Genomic DNA, 19,547 nt, shown 5'->3' on the forward strand with positions numbered 1-19,547 from the left:
AGCGCTTTCTCCCTTGTTATTTCGGGGGAGGATATAACAAAAAGCGGATCATGACGTCACTGGATTCAGAACCGCAACCCATCGATCATCTGTGCCGCGAAGGGACAGCGGACGCCATCGCGCTTGAAGGGCGTTTCGGCACCCTCAGCTATGCAGAGCTGGACGCGGCGGTGGGCCGGCTGGCCGCCTGGCTCGCCCAGACTGTCCCCCAAACCGGGGGGCGGGTGGCAAGCTGGATGGGCAAGACCAGGCTCGCCTGCCTGATGCCGCTGGCCTGCGCCCGCGCGGGGCTGGTGCATGTGCCGGTCAATCCGCTGCTCAAGCATATGCAGGTGGCGCATATCCTGGCCGATAGCGGGGCAAGGCTGCTGACAGGAACAAAGTCACGGCTCGACACGCTGGAGGCCGGAAATGTGCCCCAAGGATGTGATCTCGCCGCCGAGGGCGAGGGGGAAGCGGCCATTGACGGCTGGCGGGACTTTTTGCCGCCTTCTTCCGCAGGTCCGGACGAGCTTGCCGCCATCCTTTATACCAGCGGATCGACGGGGCGGCCCAAGGGCGTGATGCTCAGCCACGCGAATCTCTGGCTCGGAGCGGTGTCGGTAGCGCATTATTTGCGCCTTTCCCCGCAGGACCGGACGCTCTGCTTGCTGCCGCTGAGCTTCGATTATGGGCAGAATCAGTTGCTTTCTACCTGGGCGGCTGGGGGATGCGCGGTTCCCCTGGACTATTTGACCCCCCGCGACGTCATGAAGGCGGCCAGCAAATATGATATTACGACCTTGGCGGGCGTGCCGCCGCTTTGGGTTCAGTTGACCGAACATCCCTGGCCTCCTGAGACAGCAGCCAGACTGAAGCGGCTGACGAACAGCGGTGGAGCATTGACCCGGCCATTGGTTAAGCGTTTGCAGGACATGTTTCCGCAAGCCGACATTTATCCCATGTATGGGCTGACCGAAGCGTTCAGGTCGACCTATCTTGACCCGTCCCTGGTCAGCAGCCATCCCGACAGCATGGGCAAAGCCATTCCATTTGCCGAAATATTGGTGGTCCGCCCCGATGGCAGCCTGACTGTGGACGATGAGCCGGGCGAGTTGGTCCATGCAGGGCCCTTGGTAGCCAAAGGCTATTGGCAGGACGCTGAACGTACGGCAGAGCGCTTCCGCCCGGCGCCGCCCGCGTCCCTCTATGGAGGAATAGCGGTTTGGTCCGGTGACATGGTGAGGCGGGACGCTGAAGGGCTGCTCTATTTTGTCGGGCGCGACGATGCGATGATCAAGAGCGCCGGCAATCGCATCAGCCCCACGGAAATCGAAGAGGTCGCGGTTCAAAGTTCAGATATTGTGGAAGCTGTCGCATTGGGTACTCCCGACGAGCGGCTTGGCGCTGCCATAGCGCTGCTGTTAAGGCAGCGTGGAGACATCGAGCAGGGGCAGGCCGAACATATGTTGAAAGAGCATCTGAAGGCGCAGCTGCCCAATTTCATGCAGCCCAAATATATTCGCTTCGTGGAGGGTTTTCCGCGCAATCCAAATGGCAAGATCGACCGGGTGAAGCTGGCGCAGGAGTTCAGGCCATGAAGCCGATGGGTCCCATACCCCCTTTCTTTTCCGGGGAGGACGGCATGCTCCTCATCGGGGGATGCGGCGCGGCCTCCCTTATTGACGAGGCAGGGGATACGCCGCTCTTTGTTTATGATCTTAACGTAATGAAGGCGCAGGTGGCGCGGTTCCGTGCGGCCGTTCCGGCGAGCGTGTCTTTGCATTATGCCATAAAAGCAAATCCTTATGGTCCATTGTTGAGGCAGATGGTGAGGCTCACCGACGGTTTCGATGTTGCTTCCGGCGGGGAAGTGGAGATGGCTCTGGCAGCCGGTATGCCTGCGGAACGGATAAGCTTTGCCGGGCCCGGAAAGCGCGACGATGAGTTGAAGCTCGCAATCATGGCCGGAGTTACGCTCAACCTGGAATCTGAGGGGGAGGCGGATCGTGCGCTTGCCATTGGAGACAAGCTTGGCAAAAGGCCGCGTCTTGCCGTCCGCGTAAATCCCGACTTCGACCTGCGGGGATCGGGCATGCGCATGGGGGGTGGTTCAAAGCCTTTCGGAATCGATGCCGACCGAGCGGGGACGCTCGCCAGGAATTTAATCCAGGAGGGAGCGCAGTGGCGCGGATTTCATATATTTGCAGGTTCCCAAACATTGGACGCAGAGGCGTTGATCGAGACGCAGCGCGCCACCGTTGGCCTGGCCGCGCGTCTTTCGGAGGAAGCCGGAGCCGCGCCACCGCTTGTTAATCTCGGCGGCGGTTTCGGCATTCCCTATTTCCCGGGCGACCGTGCGGTCGATGTGGAGAAAGTCGGAGCCGCGCTGTCCGAAACGTTGGAGAACCGGCCCCCCATTTTGAAGGACACGGAATTTGCCATTGAACTCGGCCGCTGGCTTGTCGGCGAGTCAGGGGTTTACCTCACCCGGATCGTGGACCGGAAGGTGAGCCAGGGCGAAACCTATCTGGTCGTCGACGGCGGTCTGCACCATCAATTGGCCGCAAGTGGCAACTTCGGAATGGTGATCCGGCGGAATTACCCAGTCGCGATCGCCAATAAATTTGGCATCGATCCGGCAGAAGAGCCCGTGAGCGTCGTGGGATGCCTGTGCACCCCACTGGACCGGCTGGCAGAGAAGGTTGCGCTTCCTGAAGCAGGGCCCGGCGATATCGTCGCCATTTTCCTCGCGGGCGCCTATGGCGCGAGCGCTAGTCCGTCAGCCTTTCTGGGGCATAAGCCGCCGCTTGAGATGCTGGTGGAGTAAGAAATTGTTCGAATAGAAAATTCGTTGGCCCTGAGCCTGTCGAAGGGCTCTACTTCTTTTTGAAGAAGTAAATGGGCTTCGACAGGTTCAGCCCGAACGGGAAAGATTTCCAGGCTTAAAAGATTTCGCCTCGCAGGATCTCGGCACTCTCATTTCCCCTTCGAAATCAATCCTAACCCAATCTTCACCCTTTCTCGGCATAGCGGACTGAAATCCTGTGCAGATTGTCGCCGTGAGCGATGGTCTGTGCGTGCGGGCAATGAGGGTGAATATAATGCGTATGACGCGGCAATCCGGTCTTTTCCTGACGCTTGCGCTTGGCGCCATGGCGCTGGCGGGCTGTTCTTCGACTGGCGGGGGGCAGCAGCTTCCGCCAGCCTCCTTTGTTTCGGCTGAAGAGGGGCCCGGCGAGGAATATATCATTGGGCCGCTGGACGAACTGACGATCTTCGTCTGGCGCAATCCGGAGCTTGGCGCGAAGGTCCAAGTGCGTCCCGATGGCCGCATCACGACCCCGCTCATCACGGACATGCCCGCGGTGGGCAAGACGCCTTCGATGCTGGCCGAGGACATCAAGCTGCAGCTTTCGCAATATATCCAGCAGCCGATCGTCTCGGTGATCGTGAATAATTTCGCGGGGACTTTTTCTCAGCAGGTCCGAATTGTCGGAGCGACCGAAAAGCCTGCCTCAATCCCTTATCGCGCCAATATGACGCTGCTTGACGCCATGATTTCGGTGGGCGGCCTGTCTGAGTTCGCCGCCGGTAACAAGGCGCGGCTGGTGCGCTTCGACAAGGGAAGCGGAAAGCAGGCGGAATATGGGCTGCGCATCGGCGACCTGCTCAAAAAGGGTGAGAGCAAGGCAAACGTCCGGTTGGAGCCGGGCGACGTCATCATCATTCCGGAGAGCATGTTCTAGGGAGCGCTTTGCTGGTTCAGGGGACAGGATTTTCAGTAACTTATGAATAATATTTATGATGAAATCCTGATTGCGGCGCATAGCGTCTGGAATCGCCGCTGGCTGGCGCTTGGCGTTGCCTGGGCGATCTGCGCGGTCGGCTGGCTTGCCGTGGCGCTGATCCCCAACAGCTATGAATCGCGTGCCCGCATCTTTGTGCAGATGCAGTCGATCCTGCCCGGCAAGATGGGCATCACGCCGATCGAGCAGCAGAAGGAGGTCGACCGCGTCCGCCAGACTTTGACGTCCACCGTCAACCTGGAAAAGGTGGTACGGGGCACCGACCTCAGCCTCAGCGTGGCGAGCCCCCGTGACATGGCGGGCAAGGTCGAGATGCTGCGGACAAACATCAAGGTCGTGGCCCAGCAGGATAATCTGTTCGAAATCACGGCCACATCGGCGGACAGCGGCATGTCCGACGCCGCCAATGCAAAAATGGCGACGGCGGTGGTCCAGAAGCTGATCGATATCTTCGTTGAGGAAAATCTCGCCGACGATCGGGCGGAGACCAGCCAGACGCTCAAGTTCCTGGACAACGAATTGGCTGAGCGGGAACTGCAACTCCAGGAAGCAGAACAGAAACGCATGGAGTTCGAGCAGCAATATCTGGGCCTGCTTCCCGGCACGGGCTCGATCAGCGAGCGCATGGATGCCGCGCGACAGGAACTGAACCAGATCGAATCGCAGCTTGTGGCGGCGCAGAGCGCTCTAGCGGCGATGAATGGACAGCTCGCCTCCACTCCGGCGACGATCGCCACCCCGGGCGCCGGTGGCGGTGGAAGCGCCTATAGCGCGACCCAGGCCGAGCTGGCTTCGGCGCGGGCGCGCGGATGGACCGACAATCATCCCGATGTGATTGCGCTGAAGCGCCAGCTTGCGAACCTCAAGTCCATGGGATCGGGTGGCGGCGGAGGGGGCGGTACGCCCAATCCTGCCTATATTTCCATCCGCAGCATGCAGGCAGAGAAGCAGGCCGCGGTATCGGCGCTCGCCGCGCGCAAGGCGCAACTGACTGGCGACATGCAGCGGCTGGCGGAAAAGCAGGCCAGCGAGCCGGGCGTAGCCGCCGAACAGGCGCAGCTCAGCCGCAACTATGACGTGCTGAAAGCACAATATGACAAGATGCTCGCAGACCGCGAGGACATCCGTCTGCGCGGGGACGCCAGGGCAAAGACCGATGCCATCCAGTTTCGTGTAATCGATCCGCCGAGCAGCCCCAGGACACCTGCGGCGCCCAATCGGCCGCTTTTATTGCTGGCCGTGCTGGTCGCGGGGGTGGGCGGTGGCGTCGGAGCGGCATTCGCCAAGGGGCAATTGCGTACGACCTACTCGACGGCAGCGCGGCTTGAGCGGCTGACTGGTCTCCCCGTAGTCGGCGCTGTGACAGAGACCCTGACGGCGGCCCAGCGCGAACTGCGCGCCAAAAAGCTGCGCCTTTTTGCTGGAGTAGGCGGCGCGCTGGTCGCGGTCTGCCTGCTGCTGGTGGCGGTGGAATTCATCCAGCGCGGACTGGTGGCCTGAAGGGAGAAGAGATGAATCAGAATCGCCCGGCCAAGCCTACCGGATCGCTGCTGGAACGCGCTGCGGAAATCTATGATTTCGCGGATGCTCTCCGCAGCAAGGCAACTCCCGTAGTGCCCACGCCCTCCGCTGTCGCTGCCAAGGCCGTGGATTCCGTTTTCCGTCCCACCGCTGATGAAAGGCCGGTACAGTCTGTTGACCAGTCTGCCCTGCGCCAAGCCGGTTTTGTCCTCCCCGATGGTCCCATCAGTGGACTTTCCGAGGAATTCCGAATCATCAAGCGTCAGCTTCTGCTCACGGCTGCCGGAGGTAGGCAGGGTGAAAAGATACTCCATGCAGAGCGGATTCTGATCTGCTCGGCACATCCGGGCGAAGGCAAGACGTTCTGCGCCGTCAATCTGGCGCTTTCCATCGCCGCCGAAAAGGATGTCGAGGTTCTGCTGGTCGATGCCGATTTCGCCAAGCCCAGCATCCTTTCCACACTTGGAATTGCTGGCAGTCCGGGTCTTATGGATGCACTCGCCGACCCGGCTATGGACGTCGCGGATTGCGTCATTCGCACGGATTTGCCTGGTCTTTTCGTGCTGCCCGCTGGACGGCAAACCAATGCCGATACCGAATATCTGGCTTCGTCGCGTACCGGGGCCGTGCTCAATGCACTGACGGCGCCCTATCCAAATCGCATCCTGATCTTCGACTCCCCGCCAATTCTTGCGGCGTCCCCTGCTGCGGCGCTTGCCGGGCATGTGGGGCAGACGGTGCTCGTGGTGCGGGCGGATGAGACGACCGAGACGGCGTTGCGCGATGCCGTGGGCCTGTTGGCCGCTTGCGACAATATTCAGTTGCTCCTGAACGGAGTGAAATTCTCGCCCGGCGGCCGCCGCTTCGGGAGCTATTACGGGCAGGGTGGCGCATGAAAGCCGTATTCAATCATTTGCCTGCCGCGGCGGCGGCGCTGCTTCTGTTTGCCGGCCTCGCGACACCTGCCTCAGCGGCAAAGCGTAGCGACGTGTCGCCCTATCTGGAACTGGATCAGGTCTTCATTGCTGACCTGAAGGGCGGTAGCGATGATGTGCTGACCTACAGTTCCGTTGCCGTGGGCGTCGATGCGAGTGTCCAGACCCGGCGGGCAGAGGGACAGGTCAACCTGCGCTATGAGCATCATTTTTCCTGGAACAATGATCTGGGCGACGAGGATGTGGTGAGCGGCCTTGCCCGAGGGCGCGTGAGTATCATCGGCGATGCGCTGAGCCTTGAAGGCGGTGCGATTGCCACAAGAGCGCGAACCGATGGTCTGGGCGGGGCAAATGGCACGCTGATCGGCGACAATATAGGTGAGATCTACTCCGCCTATGCAGGGCCAACGCTCGCCACGCATGTCGGCGAACTCAGCGTCAACGCTGCCTATCGCCTTGGATATTCGCGGGTCGACAGCGATACTGACGTCACGACGCCAACCGGGGTTCAGACCTTGGGGGGCTATGACGATAGCGTCTATCACAGCGCGCAGGTGGCGGTTGGCATGCAGCCGGGCGAGCGGCCCTTCGGCTGGTCCGTCGGCGCAGGCTATGACCGTGAGGACGCCGGCCAGCTTGACCAGCGCTATGAGGGCAAGCATGTCCGCGCGGATGTGACCGTGCCCGTTTCTGGGCATATCGCGTTGGTGGGTGGCATTGGCTATGAAGATATCGAGATCAGCCAGCGGGACGTTCTGCTCGATGCGGGCGGCAATCCCGTGGTGGACAGCAAGGGCCGCTTCGTCACAGACAAGAGCGCCCCGCGCGAACTGACCTACGATCAGGACGGCCTCATCTGGGACGCTGGGGTGATGTGGCGGCCCAGCCGGCGGACCTCTCTGGAGGTGCATGTCGGGCGGCGCTATGGCTCAATGACCTATACCGGCATGTTCAGCTATCAGCCCAATGGGCGCACCAGCCTGCAGGTTGCGGCCTATGACGGGATCAGCAGCTTTGGGCGGCAGATCAACGACAATCTGGCGAGCCTCCCGACCAGCTTCACCATTGCCAGCAATCCCTTCAGTGGCGACTTTGCTGGCTGCGCTTTCGGGACGCAGGGAGGCGGTGTCTGCTTCAACGACGTGCTTCAGGCGATCAGCGCGGCCAATTTCCGCCATCGCGGGATCGCGGCGCAGCTCAGCAGCCGGTCGGGCAGGTGGGATTATGGCGTGGCGCTCGGCTATTCGCGGCGCAAGTTCATCGCGCCTGATACGGGCATCTTCGCTGGCGTAAACGGCAAGCTGGACGAGAATTACTCCGCCAATCTGTTCGCCGCCCGCCGCCTGGACGAAAAGTCCGGCGTAGATGTCCAGCTCTACGCCAATTATTTCGACAGCGCCGTGCTGGGCACGATCGATGTCTACAATATGGGCGCCTATGCAGGCTATTACCGCAATTTCACGGACCGTCTGCGCGGCACGGCTGCGCTTGGCATCGACAGTGTGGATGCTGACGGCTTCGAAAGCACCGTTTCGGCTTTGGCGCAATTAGGTCTTCGTTACCAATTCTGAACTACCGGGGATTCTGGCACCGCGGAGAAGTGAGCATGTACGATCAATTTTACGGACTGACGGGACGGCCTTTCCAGCTCACCCCCGATCCGCATTTTTATTTTGAAAGCACCACCCATCGAAAGGCGATGTCCTATCTGGGCTATGGGCTGGCACAGGGCGAGGGCTTCATCGTCATCACTGGCGACATTGGTGCGGGCAAGACAACATTGGTCGGGCATTTGATGGCCACCATCGATTCCGCCCGGCTGACGGCCGCGAAGATCGTTTCGACGCAGGTGGACGGTGACGACATCCTGCGGCTTGCGGCACAGGCCTTTGGGGTATCTGTGGATGGCGCAGACAAAGCGGTATTGCTGGGCCGCATCGAAGCCTGGCTGCACGAGCGGGCGCGGTCGGGCCGCCGCTCGTTGCTGATCGTGGATGAGGCACAGAACCTGCCAATCTCCGCGCTCGAAGAACTGCGTATGCTGTCCAATTTCCAGCTCGGCGGTCAGGCCTTGCTGCAGATATTCCTGCTGGGGCAGCCCGAATTCCGGGACACGCTGCGGATTTCTCCGGCGCTGGAGCAGCTTCGCCAGCGGGTGATCGCCACACATCACCTTGACCCCATAATGCCCAATGAGGTGGAACCCTATATTCTGCACCGGCTGTCGCTGGTCGGCTGGAACGGCAACCCGCAATTCACCGCCGACGGATTTGTCGAGATTTTCAGGGCGACTGACGGCATCCCCCGCCGCATCAATGCGCTTGCCAGCCGTGTGCTGCTGCTGGGGGCCATCGACAAGCTGCGGGTGATCGACGGCAAGGTCGTGGAAGCGGTGATCGCTGACATGGCCCAGGACGAAGAAGCCGCAAAGCCGCTCGCCGCCGCCCCGAAGCCAAAGACGGAGGCCGTAGCACCCGAGCCGGTACAAGTCATTGAGGAAGCCTGGACAGTTACGCCGCCGCTGGAGCAGCCCGCACCCACGCAGGCTGCCAGAGCGATTTCGAGCCAGATGGAATCATCGGGCGACGCGGAAATCACGGAAAACAAGAAAACTCCAGGTTCGCTCCGTTTCGATCAGAACCGGAACGAGCCCAGTCTCAGGGCTGAGGTCGAACAGCTTCGTGAGGCGGTGGAGGGACCACGGCTTGCCCGTGCGGCGCCAAACGGTCCCGATCTGCGCGTCGAGGAGGCACTCGCTCGCATTGCCAGCTTGGAAATGCGGCTCGACGAACAGGAAAAGGCAATTCGCCAGATGCTCGCGCTGCTGGTCGATTGGGTCGAGCGGGACGATAAGGAAATGGCTTATCTGCGCGGCAGCCGGGCCGCCTGACCAAAGGGGAGGGGCATTGCCCGGGATCGATGCTGAACGCCCTTTCCGTCGATGTCGAGGACTGGTTCCAGGTCGGCGCCTTTGAGCGCACGATATCACGCGCCGATTGGGAGCGATTGCCCTGCCGGGTGGAGCGCAATTGTGACGCCGTGCTGGCGCTGTTCGAAGAAGCCAGGGTTCAAGCCACCTTCTTCATATTGGGCTGGGTGGCAGAACGTTATCCCGCTCTCATCCGCGGTATTGCAGAGGCGGGACATGAAATAGCCAGCCATGGCCATGATCACCGCCGGGTCTTCACATTCACGCCGGAGGAATTCCGGCAGGATCTCAGGAAATCGCGGCGGCTGATCGAAGATGCGGCCGGGAGGGCCGTTACCGGCTATCGGGCGCCCAGTTTCTCTATCGATGCACGGAATCCCTGGGCTCACGCCGTATTGGCGGAGGAGGGCTATGCCTATTCAAGCAGCGTCGCGCCGGTGAGGCACGACCATTATGGCTGGCCGGAAGCGCCCCGATTTGCCTTTTTGCCAGTGAAGGGCAGCGAGCTTGTGGAGTTGCCAGTCACCACTGCCCGGCTTGGGGGCCGGACACTGGCCGCGGGCGGCGGCGGTTTCTTCCGGCTGCTGCCCTATGGCTTTTCAAAATGGGCGATCCGGCAGGTGAATGGCGAAGGTCGGCCCGCGATCATCTACTTCCATCCTTGGGAAATGGACCCCGATCAGCCGCGCGTTGCTGCTGCTCCGCTGAGGTCTAGGCTAAGGCATTATAGCCGATTGTCGGCAATGGAAGGCAAGCTCAGGAAAGCTACGGAAGATTTCCGATGGGGGCGGATCGATCAGATTCTGAGAGATGAGCGCGCGAAGGCCCTTGCCTTCCCGCCGCTTGCGAAGGCCGCCTGATGAACGCGCCCTTCAATCCTGACGCTCTAGCGGTGACACTCGCCGATCTTGACGATCCGGCGGAACTGTCGGCGCTGGAGCTTTTTGTGCGGAGCCGGCCGGATTCAACGCCGTTCCACCGCCCGGCATGGATCAAGGCGGTCGCAACCGGGACGGGACAGAAGGCGCATTATCTCGTTGCCCGCGATGCCGCCGGGGCAATCAGGGGCGTCCTGCCCCTGACCGAAATCCGTTCCTGGCTGTTCGGCCGTGCTTTGGTGTCCAGCGGATTTGCGGTCGGAGGCGGCATGCTGGCAGACGGCGATCATGTGGCGGAGACGCTGGCGCAAGCGTGCTGGACGCTGGCGGAAAGTCTTGGCTGCACCACGGCAGAATTGCGTGGCGGGCCAGCGCCAGCGGGGGGCTGGGTCACGAAATCAAAGACCTATATGGGTTTCCGCAAGCCCCTCGAAACGGACGACGAGGCGCAGTTGCAGGCTGTACCCCGCAAGCACCGCGCGGAACTGCGCAAGGGGCTGGCCAATAATCTCCAGTTCGAGATTGGCAGGGACCGGCGGCTACGCGACATCCATTATGCGCTTTTCGCTCGCAGCGTCCACAATCTGGGGACGCCGGTATTCCCCCGCACCCTTTTCGAAGCGGTCCTCGACGGCTTTGGAGAGGATGCCGACATTGCGGTGGTCTTCCACCATGGGAAGCCGGTCTCCTCTATCCTGAGCCTTTATCATGGCGCGGCCTGCATGCCCTATTGGCAAGGGTCGAGCACGTCCGCGCGCGCGCTGCGTTCCAATGAGGTGGCCTATTTCCGCCTGATGAGCCTGGCGCGGGAGCGGGGCTATCGCCTCTTCGATTTCGGCCGTTCCAAGGGCGGGACCGGACCCGCGGCCTGGAAGAAAAGCTGGGGCTGGGAAGGGGAACCGCTCAGCTACCATGTCCGCGCTGCCGAAGGGCATGAGTTGCGGGACGTCAATCCTTTGAGCCCGCAATATCAGCGCAAGGTTGAGCTGTGGAGAAAGCTGCCGCTTGGCCTTGCCAATTGCATTGGTCCCCATATCGCGCGGGGCTTGGGATGAACGGCGAAATTCTCTTCATCGCTCACCGCGTCCCCTTTCCACCCGATCGTGGCGACAAGATTCGATCCTGGAACATCGTGAAGCGGCTTGCCAGAATCGCCCCGGCCCACATCGCTGCCTTTGCCGACAATGCGGAGGATATGGCCCATGCCGATGCGTTGGAAGAAGTGGCGGCTAGTCAAAAGATCATCTTGCGTAATCGGAGGCCCGCGGTAGCGGCGGTGGCTGGGCTGATCAAGGGAAGGCCCCTGTCGGTTGCGTTGTTCGATCATCCCGAAATGGGTGCGCATATTGCCCGGCTGTTGGTGGAACGGCCAATTTCCGCCGTGTTTGCCTATTCGAGCCAGGTTGCGCAATTTTTGCCGGCGCTACCATCCGGCGTCCGCTTCATCATGGATTTCGTGGACGTGGATTCAGCGAAATATGCCGCCTATGGCGAGGTGCAAGGCGGACCGATGGGCTGGATCAATCGCCGCGAAGCCCGGAAACTCCTCGCCTTTGAGCAGCAGGTCGCCGGGCGCGCGGACCTGAGCCTGTTCGTCAGCGCGGCGGAGGCCGAACTGTTTGGGGGGCTGACCGGGCTAAGCTCTGATCGCGTCATGCCGGTCGAAAATGGTGTCGATCTTGACTATTTCAGCGCGGGGGCCGCTTTCGAGCCGTTGAGCCCGGAACAGAGGGGCGGCGGGCCGCTGCTCGTTTTCACGGGGCAGATGGATTATCGCCCCAACATCGAGGCGGTGGACGGCTTTGCCCGCCGGAGCTTCATGCATATCAGGGAACGCCATCCTCAAGCCCGTTTCGCCATTGTGGGGCGTAATCCGGCCCCTTCGGTCAAATCGCTTGGATCGCTGCCCGGCGTGATAGTGACGGGCGCGGTCGATGATGTGCGGGGCTGGCTTGCCTCGGCCGACATTGTCGTGGCGCCGCTGCGGCTGGCGCGGGGTATCCAGAACAAGGTGCTGGAGGCGATGGCAATGGCGCGGCCGGTGATTGCCTCGCCTCAGGCTGCCGAGGGGATTGACGCGGTTGCGGGCACGCATTTGCTCGTCGCGCCCGATAGTCCGGCCGAAGTTGCTGCCGCGCTCCACCTTCTGCAGGACCGGGAAGCTGCGCGGCGCCTGGGAAGCGCCGCGCGAGCGCGCGTCGAGGCGCGATATAGTTGGGATTCCACGCTTGCCTCTCTGCCACTCATTGTCAGTGGGGCGCGCGAGCCCGTTAAAAAGCAGGCCCGCGCCCTATGACGGCCAGGGCTATATCCACCCGCTGGAATGTCGTCATACGCGCCGGCTGGCCGAGGCAGCTTGTCCTGCTAGGCGTCGCCTGGTTTGCCTGTCTTTGGATCTACCAGGACGATGCGCGGGCGATGGTTTCCATCTGGTGGAGTTCCTCCAGCTATGGGCACTGCCTGCTCATTCCGCTGATCATCGCATGGCTGGTGCAGCAGCGGGCGGCGGAACTGAAGCTCCTGACGCCAATGCCCTGGTGGCCGGGGCTGCTTTGGATCGCGGCTGGAGGGCTGGCCTGGCTGCTTGGAGACGCGGCCAGCCTGGCGCTTGCCCGGCATGCGGGGTTGATCCTGATGCTCCAGGGGGCGGTCCTGACGGCCCTCGGACCTGCGGTTTCTCGAGGTCTGGCTTTTCCGCTGGCCTATGCCTTCTTTCTGGTCCCCTTCGGTGAAGAATTCGTGCCTGTACTGCAAATGGTTACGGCGCATATTTCCATGTTTATCCTAGGGCTTTCAGGGATTCCCGCCTATTTGAGCGGCGTCTTCATATCCACGCCGACCGGCTATTTCGAAGTGGCCGAGGCCTGTTCGGGGGCGAAGTTCCTGATCGCCATGGCGGCCTATGCGGCTCTGGTCTGCAACCTTTGCTTCAAAAGCTGGCCTAGAAGATTGATATTCCTACTGATGTCGCTCGCCATTGCTGTCCTGGCCAATGGCATACGCGCGTTCGGGACCATTTATGTGGCACATCTGACGAGTTCCGACTTCGCCGTGGGTTTCGATCATGTGGTCTATGGCTGGGTCTTCTTCGCCGTCGTACTTGCATTGGTCATGGCGGCTGGCTGGCCGCTGTTCGACCGGAGGGCAGACGAGCCCTTCTTCGATCCTGACAAGTTGAGGACAGGGCCGGGCGAGCCTAGCCGATCGGTGGTGGCCATACCTCTTCTTCTGGCGCTCCTGGCCCTTCCATCCTCATGGTCCGCTACCATGGCGGCAGCTTCGGAGCCGGTGCCGGACCAGATCACACTTCCGGAAGTGCCAGGCTGGACCCAGGTGGACTATCGCCCCGCTTATCCATGGGAGCCTCGCTTTGCTGGTGCCGACCATCAACTGCTCGGCCGCTACCGCAATGCCAAGGGGCGGGAAGCGGATCTGGCGATTGCCGTATTTGCCAGGCAGGAAGAAGGGCGGGAGCTGGTGGGCTTCGGCCAGGGAGCGGTGGATCCCGACAGCAAATGGGCCTGGTCTTCACCGGTTCAAGTTCCGCATGGCGGGCATGGCGAGCGCATTGTCGCACCGGGACCGGTGACGCGCCATGTCGCGAGCTATTACAGCATCGGAGGAACGATCACCGGCAGTTCAGCCGGGGTGAAGCTGCAAACGCTGAAGGCACGTCTTTTGGGTAGAGACCAGCGAGCTGTGGCGATCCTCATTTCCGCCGAGGAGAGGGATAAGCAGCCAGCCAGCGCCGCCATTCAGGCTTTCCTCCATGATCTGGGACCGCTCCGCCGCCTGGCCGATCAAAGCGCGGGCAGAAAATGACTTTTTCCCGTTGTTGCTGGGCAAAGGCGGTTTCCCCGCCGCCTGTTTGCGCATAGAGCCACTTCGCATGTGCGGCATAGCGGGCATCTTTCATCTCGAAACGGCCAAGCCGATCGATCCGGCAAGAGTCCGTCTGATGACCGACACCATGGTGCATCGAGGACCGGATGGTTCGGGTATCTGGACCGCGCCTGGGGTAGGGCTGGGGCACAGGCGGCTTTCGATTATCGATCTTGGCGGGGGCGCTCAGCCGATGCTGACAGAAGACGAGGCGTTGGCCGTCACCTTCAACGGCGAAATCTACAACTTTGCTGCGGTGCGGGCCGAGCTGGAAGCCAAAGGGCATGTCTTCCGCACGCATAGCGATACCGAAGTGATCCTTCATGGCTGGCGGCAATGGGGCAGGGAATGCGTCCATCATTTCGACGGCATGTTTGCCTTCGCCCTGTTCGACGCGCGGGAGCAGTCGCTTTGGCTGGTGCGCGACCGGCTGGGGGTGAAGCCGCTGCATTATGCGACGCTATCGGACGGAAGCCTGATCTTCGCCTCGGAGCTGAAGGGCCTGCTGGTCCACCCGCTGCTCCGGAAAGAGCCGGATGTGCACGCCGTAGAGGATTTTTTGGGCCTCGGCTATGTGCCCGACGATGCATGCATCGTGAAAGGGGTAAGGAAGCTCGGTGCGGGCGAGACGCTGCTTCTGCGCCGGGGCAAACCCTTGCCGCCGCCCAGCCGCTATTGGGATGTGAGCTTTGCCGACCGAAGTACGGCCAAGCCCGCGGCATTGAAGGAAGAACTGCTTGCACTGCTGCAGAGTGCCGTGCGTTCGCGCATGGTATCTGACGTACCGTTGGGGGCTTTTCTCTCTGGCGGGGTCGACAGCAGTTCCGTCGTTGCGCTGATGGCGGAGGTCAGCAAGCGGGCGGTCAAGACCTGCACCATCGGCTTTGACGTCGACGCTCTCGACGAAAGCGATTATGCCGCGCGTATCGCAAAACGCTTCGCCACCGATCATCGCCAGCGGCTCGTGTCACCGGACGACTATCCGTTGATCGACACGCTTGCCCATCATTTTGACGAGCCATTCGCGGATGCATCGGCTTTGCCGACCTATCGGGTTTGCCAACTTGCCCGGGAAACGGTGACGGTGGCGCTTTCCGGCGACGGCGCCGATGAGGCCTTTGCCGGCTATCGCCGTCATCTCTTCCAGCAGGGCGAAGAACGGTTGCGCGGGTTTTTGCCGCAAGCCGTCCGGGGCCCGCTATTCGGAACGCTGGCGCGCCTTTATCCAAAGGCGGACTGGGCGCCCCAGCCCTTGCGGGCAAAAACCACGTTGCTCAATCTGGCTCGCGATGGCGCAGAGGCTTATGCCGCCTCGGTCGGGGTAACGGGGCAGGCGATGCGAAAGCGGTTGTTTGCTCCCGACGTCCTGTCTGCATTGCAGGGCCATCGGGCTGAGGATCGCTATATCCGATCCATGCGCGAAGCACCGGCGCGGGACCCGCTGGACCGTGCTCAATATGCCGATCTCAAAATCTGGTTGCCGGGCGATATTCTTACGAAGACGGACCGGATGAGCATGGCGGTGGGGCTGGAGGCTCGCGAGCCGCTGCTTGATCACCGGCTGGTGGAGTTTGCCGCGCGGCTACCCGTTTCGATGCGGCTGCGGGGGCGCGACGGAAAATATCTGCTGAAGAAGGCCATGGAGCCCTATCTGACTGAGGATATCCTGTACCGGCGGAAAATGGGCTTTGTCACGCCAGTCGGCCAGTGGTTCCGTGGTCCTCTGGCAAAGCAGGCTGCCGCAATCGCGTCGGGTTCCGTTCTGGCCCGAACCGGCTGGTTTGACACCAGGGCTATCGCAGGCGCGGCGGCGGAACATCGCAGCGGCCTTAGCGATCATGGCCGGCTGCTGTGGCAACTCACAATGCTGGATCGTTCCCTCGGCAGGCTTTTCAGCCTCTGAGCATTTCAGTGAACGGTCGCCGCCGGATCGCCGCCCAATCCTCGTCCTGATGGGCGGAAGGATGTAGGAAGGACCGGACTGTAACGCCCTCTGTCCCCGGCCGCGCCCCCGAAGGAAACGATGCCCAGCGGATGCCCTTCAAAATCGCAGACCGGCAAGTCATAGGTATCAAGCGCAGCCATCAGCGTGCGGGCATGATCAAGCATATCGCCCGGATGGCAGACTTCACGCAGTGGTTCCATGACAGCCGTCACCGGCAACTCGCCCATGCCCCGCGCAACGCTTTCAAGCGCCGTCCGCCACGCAATGATCCCGATCGCATGGCCGTCGTCATCCTCAACAGTCAGCATGTCCAGATATTCGGCGGCCATCAATGTGGATGCCTGGCGAAGCGTCATGTCGGGCGCTGCCGTCCACAGGCCTTGGCTCATGGCCTCGGCCACACGCGAAGTTCCGTTGATCGTCCTCATTATCTCACTCCCTTATATTGGCTTCAGGCTAGGACGGGCCCTTGCGGTAGGACAATGCGGAAAAATACCTATCGGACAAGATATGTGACTGAAAATCGGGGCTAAAATCGGATTGAGGGTGTAGGGGGTGGCGTCCCCTCCCCCAAGGGGGAAGGGAGAGGGGAGCCGTGGGGTCGCCTTTTCAGGCGTTCTCGCGCTCAGCCAAGATCAGCCGGCGATTATGGTTGCGGTAGGCCAGGATTTGCTCGGTATAGCCTCTGGCCAGCCCTTCATGTGCCGCGCGGCTTTCTGGGCTGGATGCGCACCTAGCGCGCAACAGCGACATTTGCTGGCGGTAAAAAAGATAGTTCAAGTCCATGCCGGTCCTCTCCTTCGACATGTGGCTGCGCCTCATTAGTGATGTGCATGTTGTATATTGATCATCACAGGCGTTGACATCGGCCGCTGGCACGACCTCTGTACAGCGACTCTGATAACATAATCTGTACCGCTTGTGGTGCACTTTTTGTGATTGTTGAGGAATGACAACTAGTTGGGCCTCAATTTGCCCATTAGATGGGTGCTTCAACCTTGTATTTCGTTGCCAAAATGCCACGCCCGAGGCGGGCCGTGACGGTTATCCGCCTAATGGTGAACAAGTCGTCCCGGAACAGTTTTGCCGGCAGGCGCTTGTTCTCAAGCAACCTTTGTTGGTCAGGAGGCTGGAATGGCAAAACAGGATGCGGGATCCAAACTTCCGAAGCGTATTGCAGGTATAAAGCTGCCCAAGGAATTACGGAAGTCAGGCGGTTCCATGCTGGCACTGGCGAGGACCCCGCTAGGCCGGGAACTTATTGCCTCAGGCCTCATCGCCGCCGCTGCGGCCCTTACCGCTTCCGATGGGCACCGGAAGGCTGGCAAGGGCGCGAAGAAGGCTGGGGACGCTGCCGACAAGGGGCTGGACCAGATGGGCGACACCGCTCAGGCCATTGGCTCAGCAGTGGCCGCAGCCATGGAGAAATGGTTCGGAGGCGCGCGCCATTAACCCGGCTTGATCAGGTCCCGTCCAATGGCATTGTGGCCGGACGCATTGAGTCGCGATCTTCCGGCGCCACGGGGGCCGTGGGATTGGGACGGAATGCTTCAGGAGCCCGCTCGCCCGGACCGGGGTGATGATCTGACATAAGATCGGTGGGCTTGTGGCCGCTTTGATCAGCGCCGCTGGAGCTTGCACGATTGGCGTCCGCGCCCGAGGCCGTATTGTTGCGCTTCTGGGCATCCATCAGTTTCTTGCCGATGAAGACGGCAGCGGCGGTGAAGAGGAGCTTCCTGATCATGGCGGTGTCCCGTAGCTTGGGTTGAGGTTGGGGGATCAACGGGCGGAACGGCGGGAGGGTTCCGACGCGGATTGACAGGAACAGGATTACAATATTAGTTATCCATATGGATAACTATTCATCTCTGGATTCGGTCTTTGGTGCGCTGGCGGATCCCACCCGGCGGGCGGTTGTGCAGCGGCTGGGCAGGGGGCCTGCCTCCGTAAAGGAACTCGCCGCGCCCTTTCGAATGGCCCTGCCGTCCTTCATGAAGCACATCGCAGTGCTGGAGCAGAGCGGCTTGGTGCGCTCGGAAAAAGTGGGACGAGTGAGGACTTGCCGAATGGAGCCCAAGCCTCTGCGTAGCGCGGAGGTGTGGATGGCGGAGCAGCGGGCGCTGTGGGAAGGTCGGACTGACAGGCTGGCCGATTTTGTTGAAGGAATCGGGAGCAATTTGGAGGAGAAGCGTGATGGCCGAAGCGAATGAGGAACTCGATCTGATCATCTCCCGCCTGCTCAGGGCGCCACGTTCACGGGTATGGCAGGCTTGGGCCGATCCGGAGCATCTGAAGCAGTGGTGGTGCCCAAAGCCATGGACGACAGAGGTTCGCGCCTTTGACCTGAAGGCAGGGGGCGCGTTCCACACGACCATGCGGGGCCCGGACGGCGGTGTGAGCGATACTCCGGGTTCTTTCCTTCATATCCTGCCGATGGAGCGCGTCGTCTTCACCAGCCTTATGACGGGAGGGTGGCGTCCAGCGACGCCCTGGATGCCCTTTACCGCCATCATCAGCATGGAGGATGAGGGCGAGGGCACGCGCTACACCGCCCATGTCATGCACAAGGACAAGGCTGGGCGAGACAGCCATGAAGAAATGGGATTCTTCGATGGCTGGAACAGTTGCATCACCCAGCTTGATGATTATGCCTTGAGCCTTGCCGCTGCTTAGGAAAAGGCCTTTGAGATCGAGCAGGCTGCGGGTCCAAGGATCACGACGAAGAGCACCGGCAGAATGAAAAGGATCAGTGGCACCGTCATGATGGCGGGTAGGCGCGCTGCCTTTTCTTCTGCGCGCATCATGCGTTCGTTCCGGAATTCCGCCGACAGCACACGCAGCGCCGAGGCGAGCGGGGTGCCGTATTTTTCCGTCTGTATCATGGTTGTGACCACGCCCTTGACGGCGTCGAGCTTCACGCGCGTGGCAAGATTTTCAAAGGCTTGCCGCCGTTCCGTTAGAAAGCTCAGTTCAATGGCGGTGAGCGAAAATTCGTCGCCGAGTTCGGGGTAGGCCTTGCCCAATTCCTTGGCGACGCGGTTGAAGGCTGCATCGACCGTCAGGCCAGCTTCGGCGCAGATGACGAGAAGATCGAGCGCGTCCGGCAGGCCCTTGCGGATTGCGGCGGCGCGTTTGTTGACCTTGTTGTCCACAAACAGGTCGGGCGCCTTGTAGCTCAGCAGCAAAACCGTGGCGAAGGCGCCGAACTTCTTGAAACTGCTCCAATCCGGGAAGAAATCCAGCGCGTAGATCAGCAATGCCGCGCCGCCTCCGAGCACGATCGGCATGACCATCCGCCCGAAAATGATGGCGATGGCCCAGTCCTTGGACCTGATGCCGGCTTGGGCGAGTTTGACCTGTGCTTCCTTCAACTGATCGTCCTGAAGCACCTTCAGGCTCTGCAGCAGCGACCGCATCGTGTCGGTCGTCTGGTTCTTTTTGACCAGCTTTGCGCGGCGCCGCGCAGTTGAGGCGGTGATGCCCGCCTTGAGCTGTTCGCGCCGTTCGTTCAGCGACTTCACCCGCCTGGCCATCGGATCGCGGACCGTGGACGCGGCATAGATCGCGATCAGCACGGCAAAGGTTGCCATTGCGGCGAGGATCGTCCCGACGTCGGTGCCGGTAAGGCCCATGAAAGTGGTTCCGGGGGGAGGGGCGGCTTGCATCTCT

The 19,547-nt window shown here is 61.3% G+C and carries 19 protein-coding genes; 15 read left to right on the top strand and 4 right to left on the bottom strand.

The annotated features are described in order from the left end of the window. Positions 1-50 precede the first annotated feature (50 nt). The 12 genes from VJS46_RS05320 to VJS46_RS05375 all read left to right on the top strand — a co-directional run bounded on the left by VJS46_RS05320 (position 51) and on the right by VJS46_RS05375 (position 15,836). Positions 51-1,580, top strand: a complete 1,530-nt coding sequence (locus tag VJS46_RS05320) for an acyl-CoA ligase (AMP-forming), exosortase A system-associated (RefSeq protein WP_324058307.1) — start codon at positions 51-53, stop codon at positions 1,578-1,580. Next, a complete protein-coding gene (locus VJS46_RS05325; RefSeq protein WP_324058308.1) occupies positions 1,577-2,809 on the top strand; it encodes a pyridoxal-dependent decarboxylase, exosortase A system-associated in 1,233 nt (410 codons plus the stop codon). Before VJS46_RS05320 ends, VJS46_RS05325 begins: the two co-directional genes overlap by 4 nt. A 274-nt stretch (positions 2,810-3,083) precedes the next feature. After that, entirely contained in the window at positions 3,084-3,728 is a 645-nt protein-coding gene (locus VJS46_RS05330) for an XrtA/PEP-CTERM system exopolysaccharide export protein (RefSeq protein WP_324058402.1), read from the top strand. Positions 3,729-3,770: 42 nt separating this feature from the next. Next, positions 3,771-5,288, top strand: a complete 1,518-nt coding sequence (locus VJS46_RS05335) for an XrtA system polysaccharide chain length determinant (protein WP_324058309.1) — start codon at positions 3,771-3,773, stop codon at positions 5,286-5,288. Between the two features lie 11 nt (positions 5,289-5,299). After that, positions 5,300-6,205 carry an AAA family ATPase gene (locus VJS46_RS05340; protein ID WP_324058310.1) on the top strand — a complete coding sequence of 302 codons (906 nt, stop codon included), beginning with the start codon at positions 5,300-5,302 and terminating at the stop codon, positions 6,203-6,205. Further along, positions 6,202-7,815 carry a hypothetical protein gene (locus tag VJS46_RS05345; protein ID WP_324058311.1) on the top strand — a complete coding sequence of 538 codons (1,614 nt, stop codon included), beginning with the start codon at positions 6,202-6,204 and terminating at the stop codon, positions 7,813-7,815. The genes VJS46_RS05340 and VJS46_RS05345 overlap by 4 nt, the downstream gene beginning before the upstream one ends. Before the next feature lie 35 nt (positions 7,816-7,850). Further along, positions 7,851-9,134 (top strand): XrtA/PEP-CTERM system-associated ATPase, encoded by a 1,284-nt coding sequence (locus VJS46_RS05350; RefSeq protein WP_324058312.1) that lies wholly within the window; start codon positions 7,851-7,853, stop codon positions 9,132-9,134. A gap of 29 nt (positions 9,135-9,163) precedes the next feature. Then, positions 9,164-10,033, top strand: coding sequence for an XrtA system polysaccharide deacetylase (locus VJS46_RS05355; RefSeq protein ID WP_324058313.1), 870 nt, complete (start codon positions 9,164-9,166; stop codon positions 10,031-10,033). After that, on the top strand, positions 10,033-11,106 hold the full coding sequence (locus VJS46_RS05360) for a FemAB family XrtA/PEP-CTERM system-associated protein (protein WP_324058314.1): 1,074 nt from the start codon (positions 10,033-10,035) through the stop codon (positions 11,104-11,106). The genes VJS46_RS05355 and VJS46_RS05360 overlap by 1 nt, the downstream gene beginning before the upstream one ends. Further along, positions 11,103-12,347, top strand: a complete 1,245-nt coding sequence (locus tag VJS46_RS05365) for a TIGR03087 family PEP-CTERM/XrtA system glycosyltransferase (protein WP_324058315.1) — start codon at positions 11,103-11,105, stop codon at positions 12,345-12,347. The genes VJS46_RS05360 and VJS46_RS05365 overlap by 4 nt, the downstream gene beginning before the upstream one ends. Then, entirely contained in the window at positions 12,344-13,873 is a 1,530-nt protein-coding gene (gene xrtA / locus VJS46_RS05370) for an exosortase A (protein ID WP_324058316.1), read from the top strand. The genes VJS46_RS05365 and xrtA overlap by 4 nt, the downstream gene beginning before the upstream one ends. A 67-nt stretch (positions 13,874-13,940) precedes the next feature. Beyond that, positions 13,941-15,836, top strand: a complete 1,896-nt coding sequence (locus VJS46_RS05375) for an XrtA/PEP-CTERM system amidotransferase (protein WP_324058404.1) — start codon at positions 13,941-13,943, stop codon at positions 15,834-15,836. A gap of 5 nt (positions 15,837-15,841) precedes the next feature. On the opposite strand, the gene VJS46_RS05380 is transcribed toward VJS46_RS05375, so the two are convergent. Together VJS46_RS05380 and VJS46_RS05385 are read right to left on the bottom strand one after the other, a co-directional pair. Then, entirely contained in the window at positions 15,842-16,306 is a 465-nt protein-coding gene (locus VJS46_RS05380; protein WP_324058317.1) for a CBS domain-containing protein, read from the bottom strand. Between the two features lie 181 nt (positions 16,307-16,487). Next, positions 16,488-16,664, bottom strand: coding sequence for a hypothetical protein (locus VJS46_RS05385; protein ID WP_324058318.1), 177 nt, complete (start codon positions 16,662-16,664; stop codon positions 16,488-16,490). Positions 16,665-17,012: 348 nt separating this feature from the next. On the opposite strand from VJS46_RS05385, the gene VJS46_RS05390 reads away from it, so the two are divergent. Next, positions 17,013-17,330, top strand: a complete 318-nt coding sequence (locus tag VJS46_RS05390) for a hypothetical protein (protein WP_324058319.1) — start codon at positions 17,013-17,015, stop codon at positions 17,328-17,330. A 10-nt stretch (positions 17,331-17,340) separates the two neighbouring features. Here VJS46_RS05390 and VJS46_RS05395 read toward each other — a convergent pair whose 3' ends face one another. Continuing rightward, positions 17,341-17,622, bottom strand: coding sequence for a hypothetical protein (locus tag VJS46_RS05395; RefSeq protein WP_324058320.1), 282 nt, complete (start codon positions 17,620-17,622; stop codon positions 17,341-17,343). Positions 17,623-17,728: 106 nt separating this feature from the next. Here VJS46_RS05395 and VJS46_RS05400 point away from each other — a divergent pair, with 106 nt between their 5' ends. Both VJS46_RS05400 and VJS46_RS05405 read left to right on the top strand, forming a co-directional pair. Continuing rightward, positions 17,729-18,088, top strand: a complete 360-nt coding sequence (locus VJS46_RS05400; protein ID WP_324058321.1) for a metalloregulator ArsR/SmtB family transcription factor — start codon at positions 17,729-17,731, stop codon at positions 18,086-18,088. Next, entirely contained in the window at positions 18,072-18,551 is a 480-nt protein-coding gene (locus VJS46_RS05405) for an SRPBCC family protein (RefSeq protein ID WP_324058322.1), read from the top strand. Before VJS46_RS05400 ends, VJS46_RS05405 begins: the two co-directional genes overlap by 17 nt. On the opposite strand, the gene VJS46_RS05410 is transcribed toward VJS46_RS05405, so the two are convergent. Next, complete coding sequence (locus VJS46_RS05410) at positions 18,548-19,543, bottom strand: type II secretion system F family protein (protein ID WP_324058323.1); 996 nt, start codon at positions 19,541-19,543, stop codon at positions 18,548-18,550. The genes VJS46_RS05405 and VJS46_RS05410 overlap by 4 nt on opposite strands. Between the last annotated feature and the right edge of the window lie 4 nt (positions 19,544-19,547).

The organism is Rhizorhapis sp. (genome assembly GCF_035276005.1).
Taxonomy (GTDB): Bacteria; Pseudomonadota; Alphaproteobacteria; order Sphingomonadales; family Sphingomonadaceae; genus Rhizorhapis.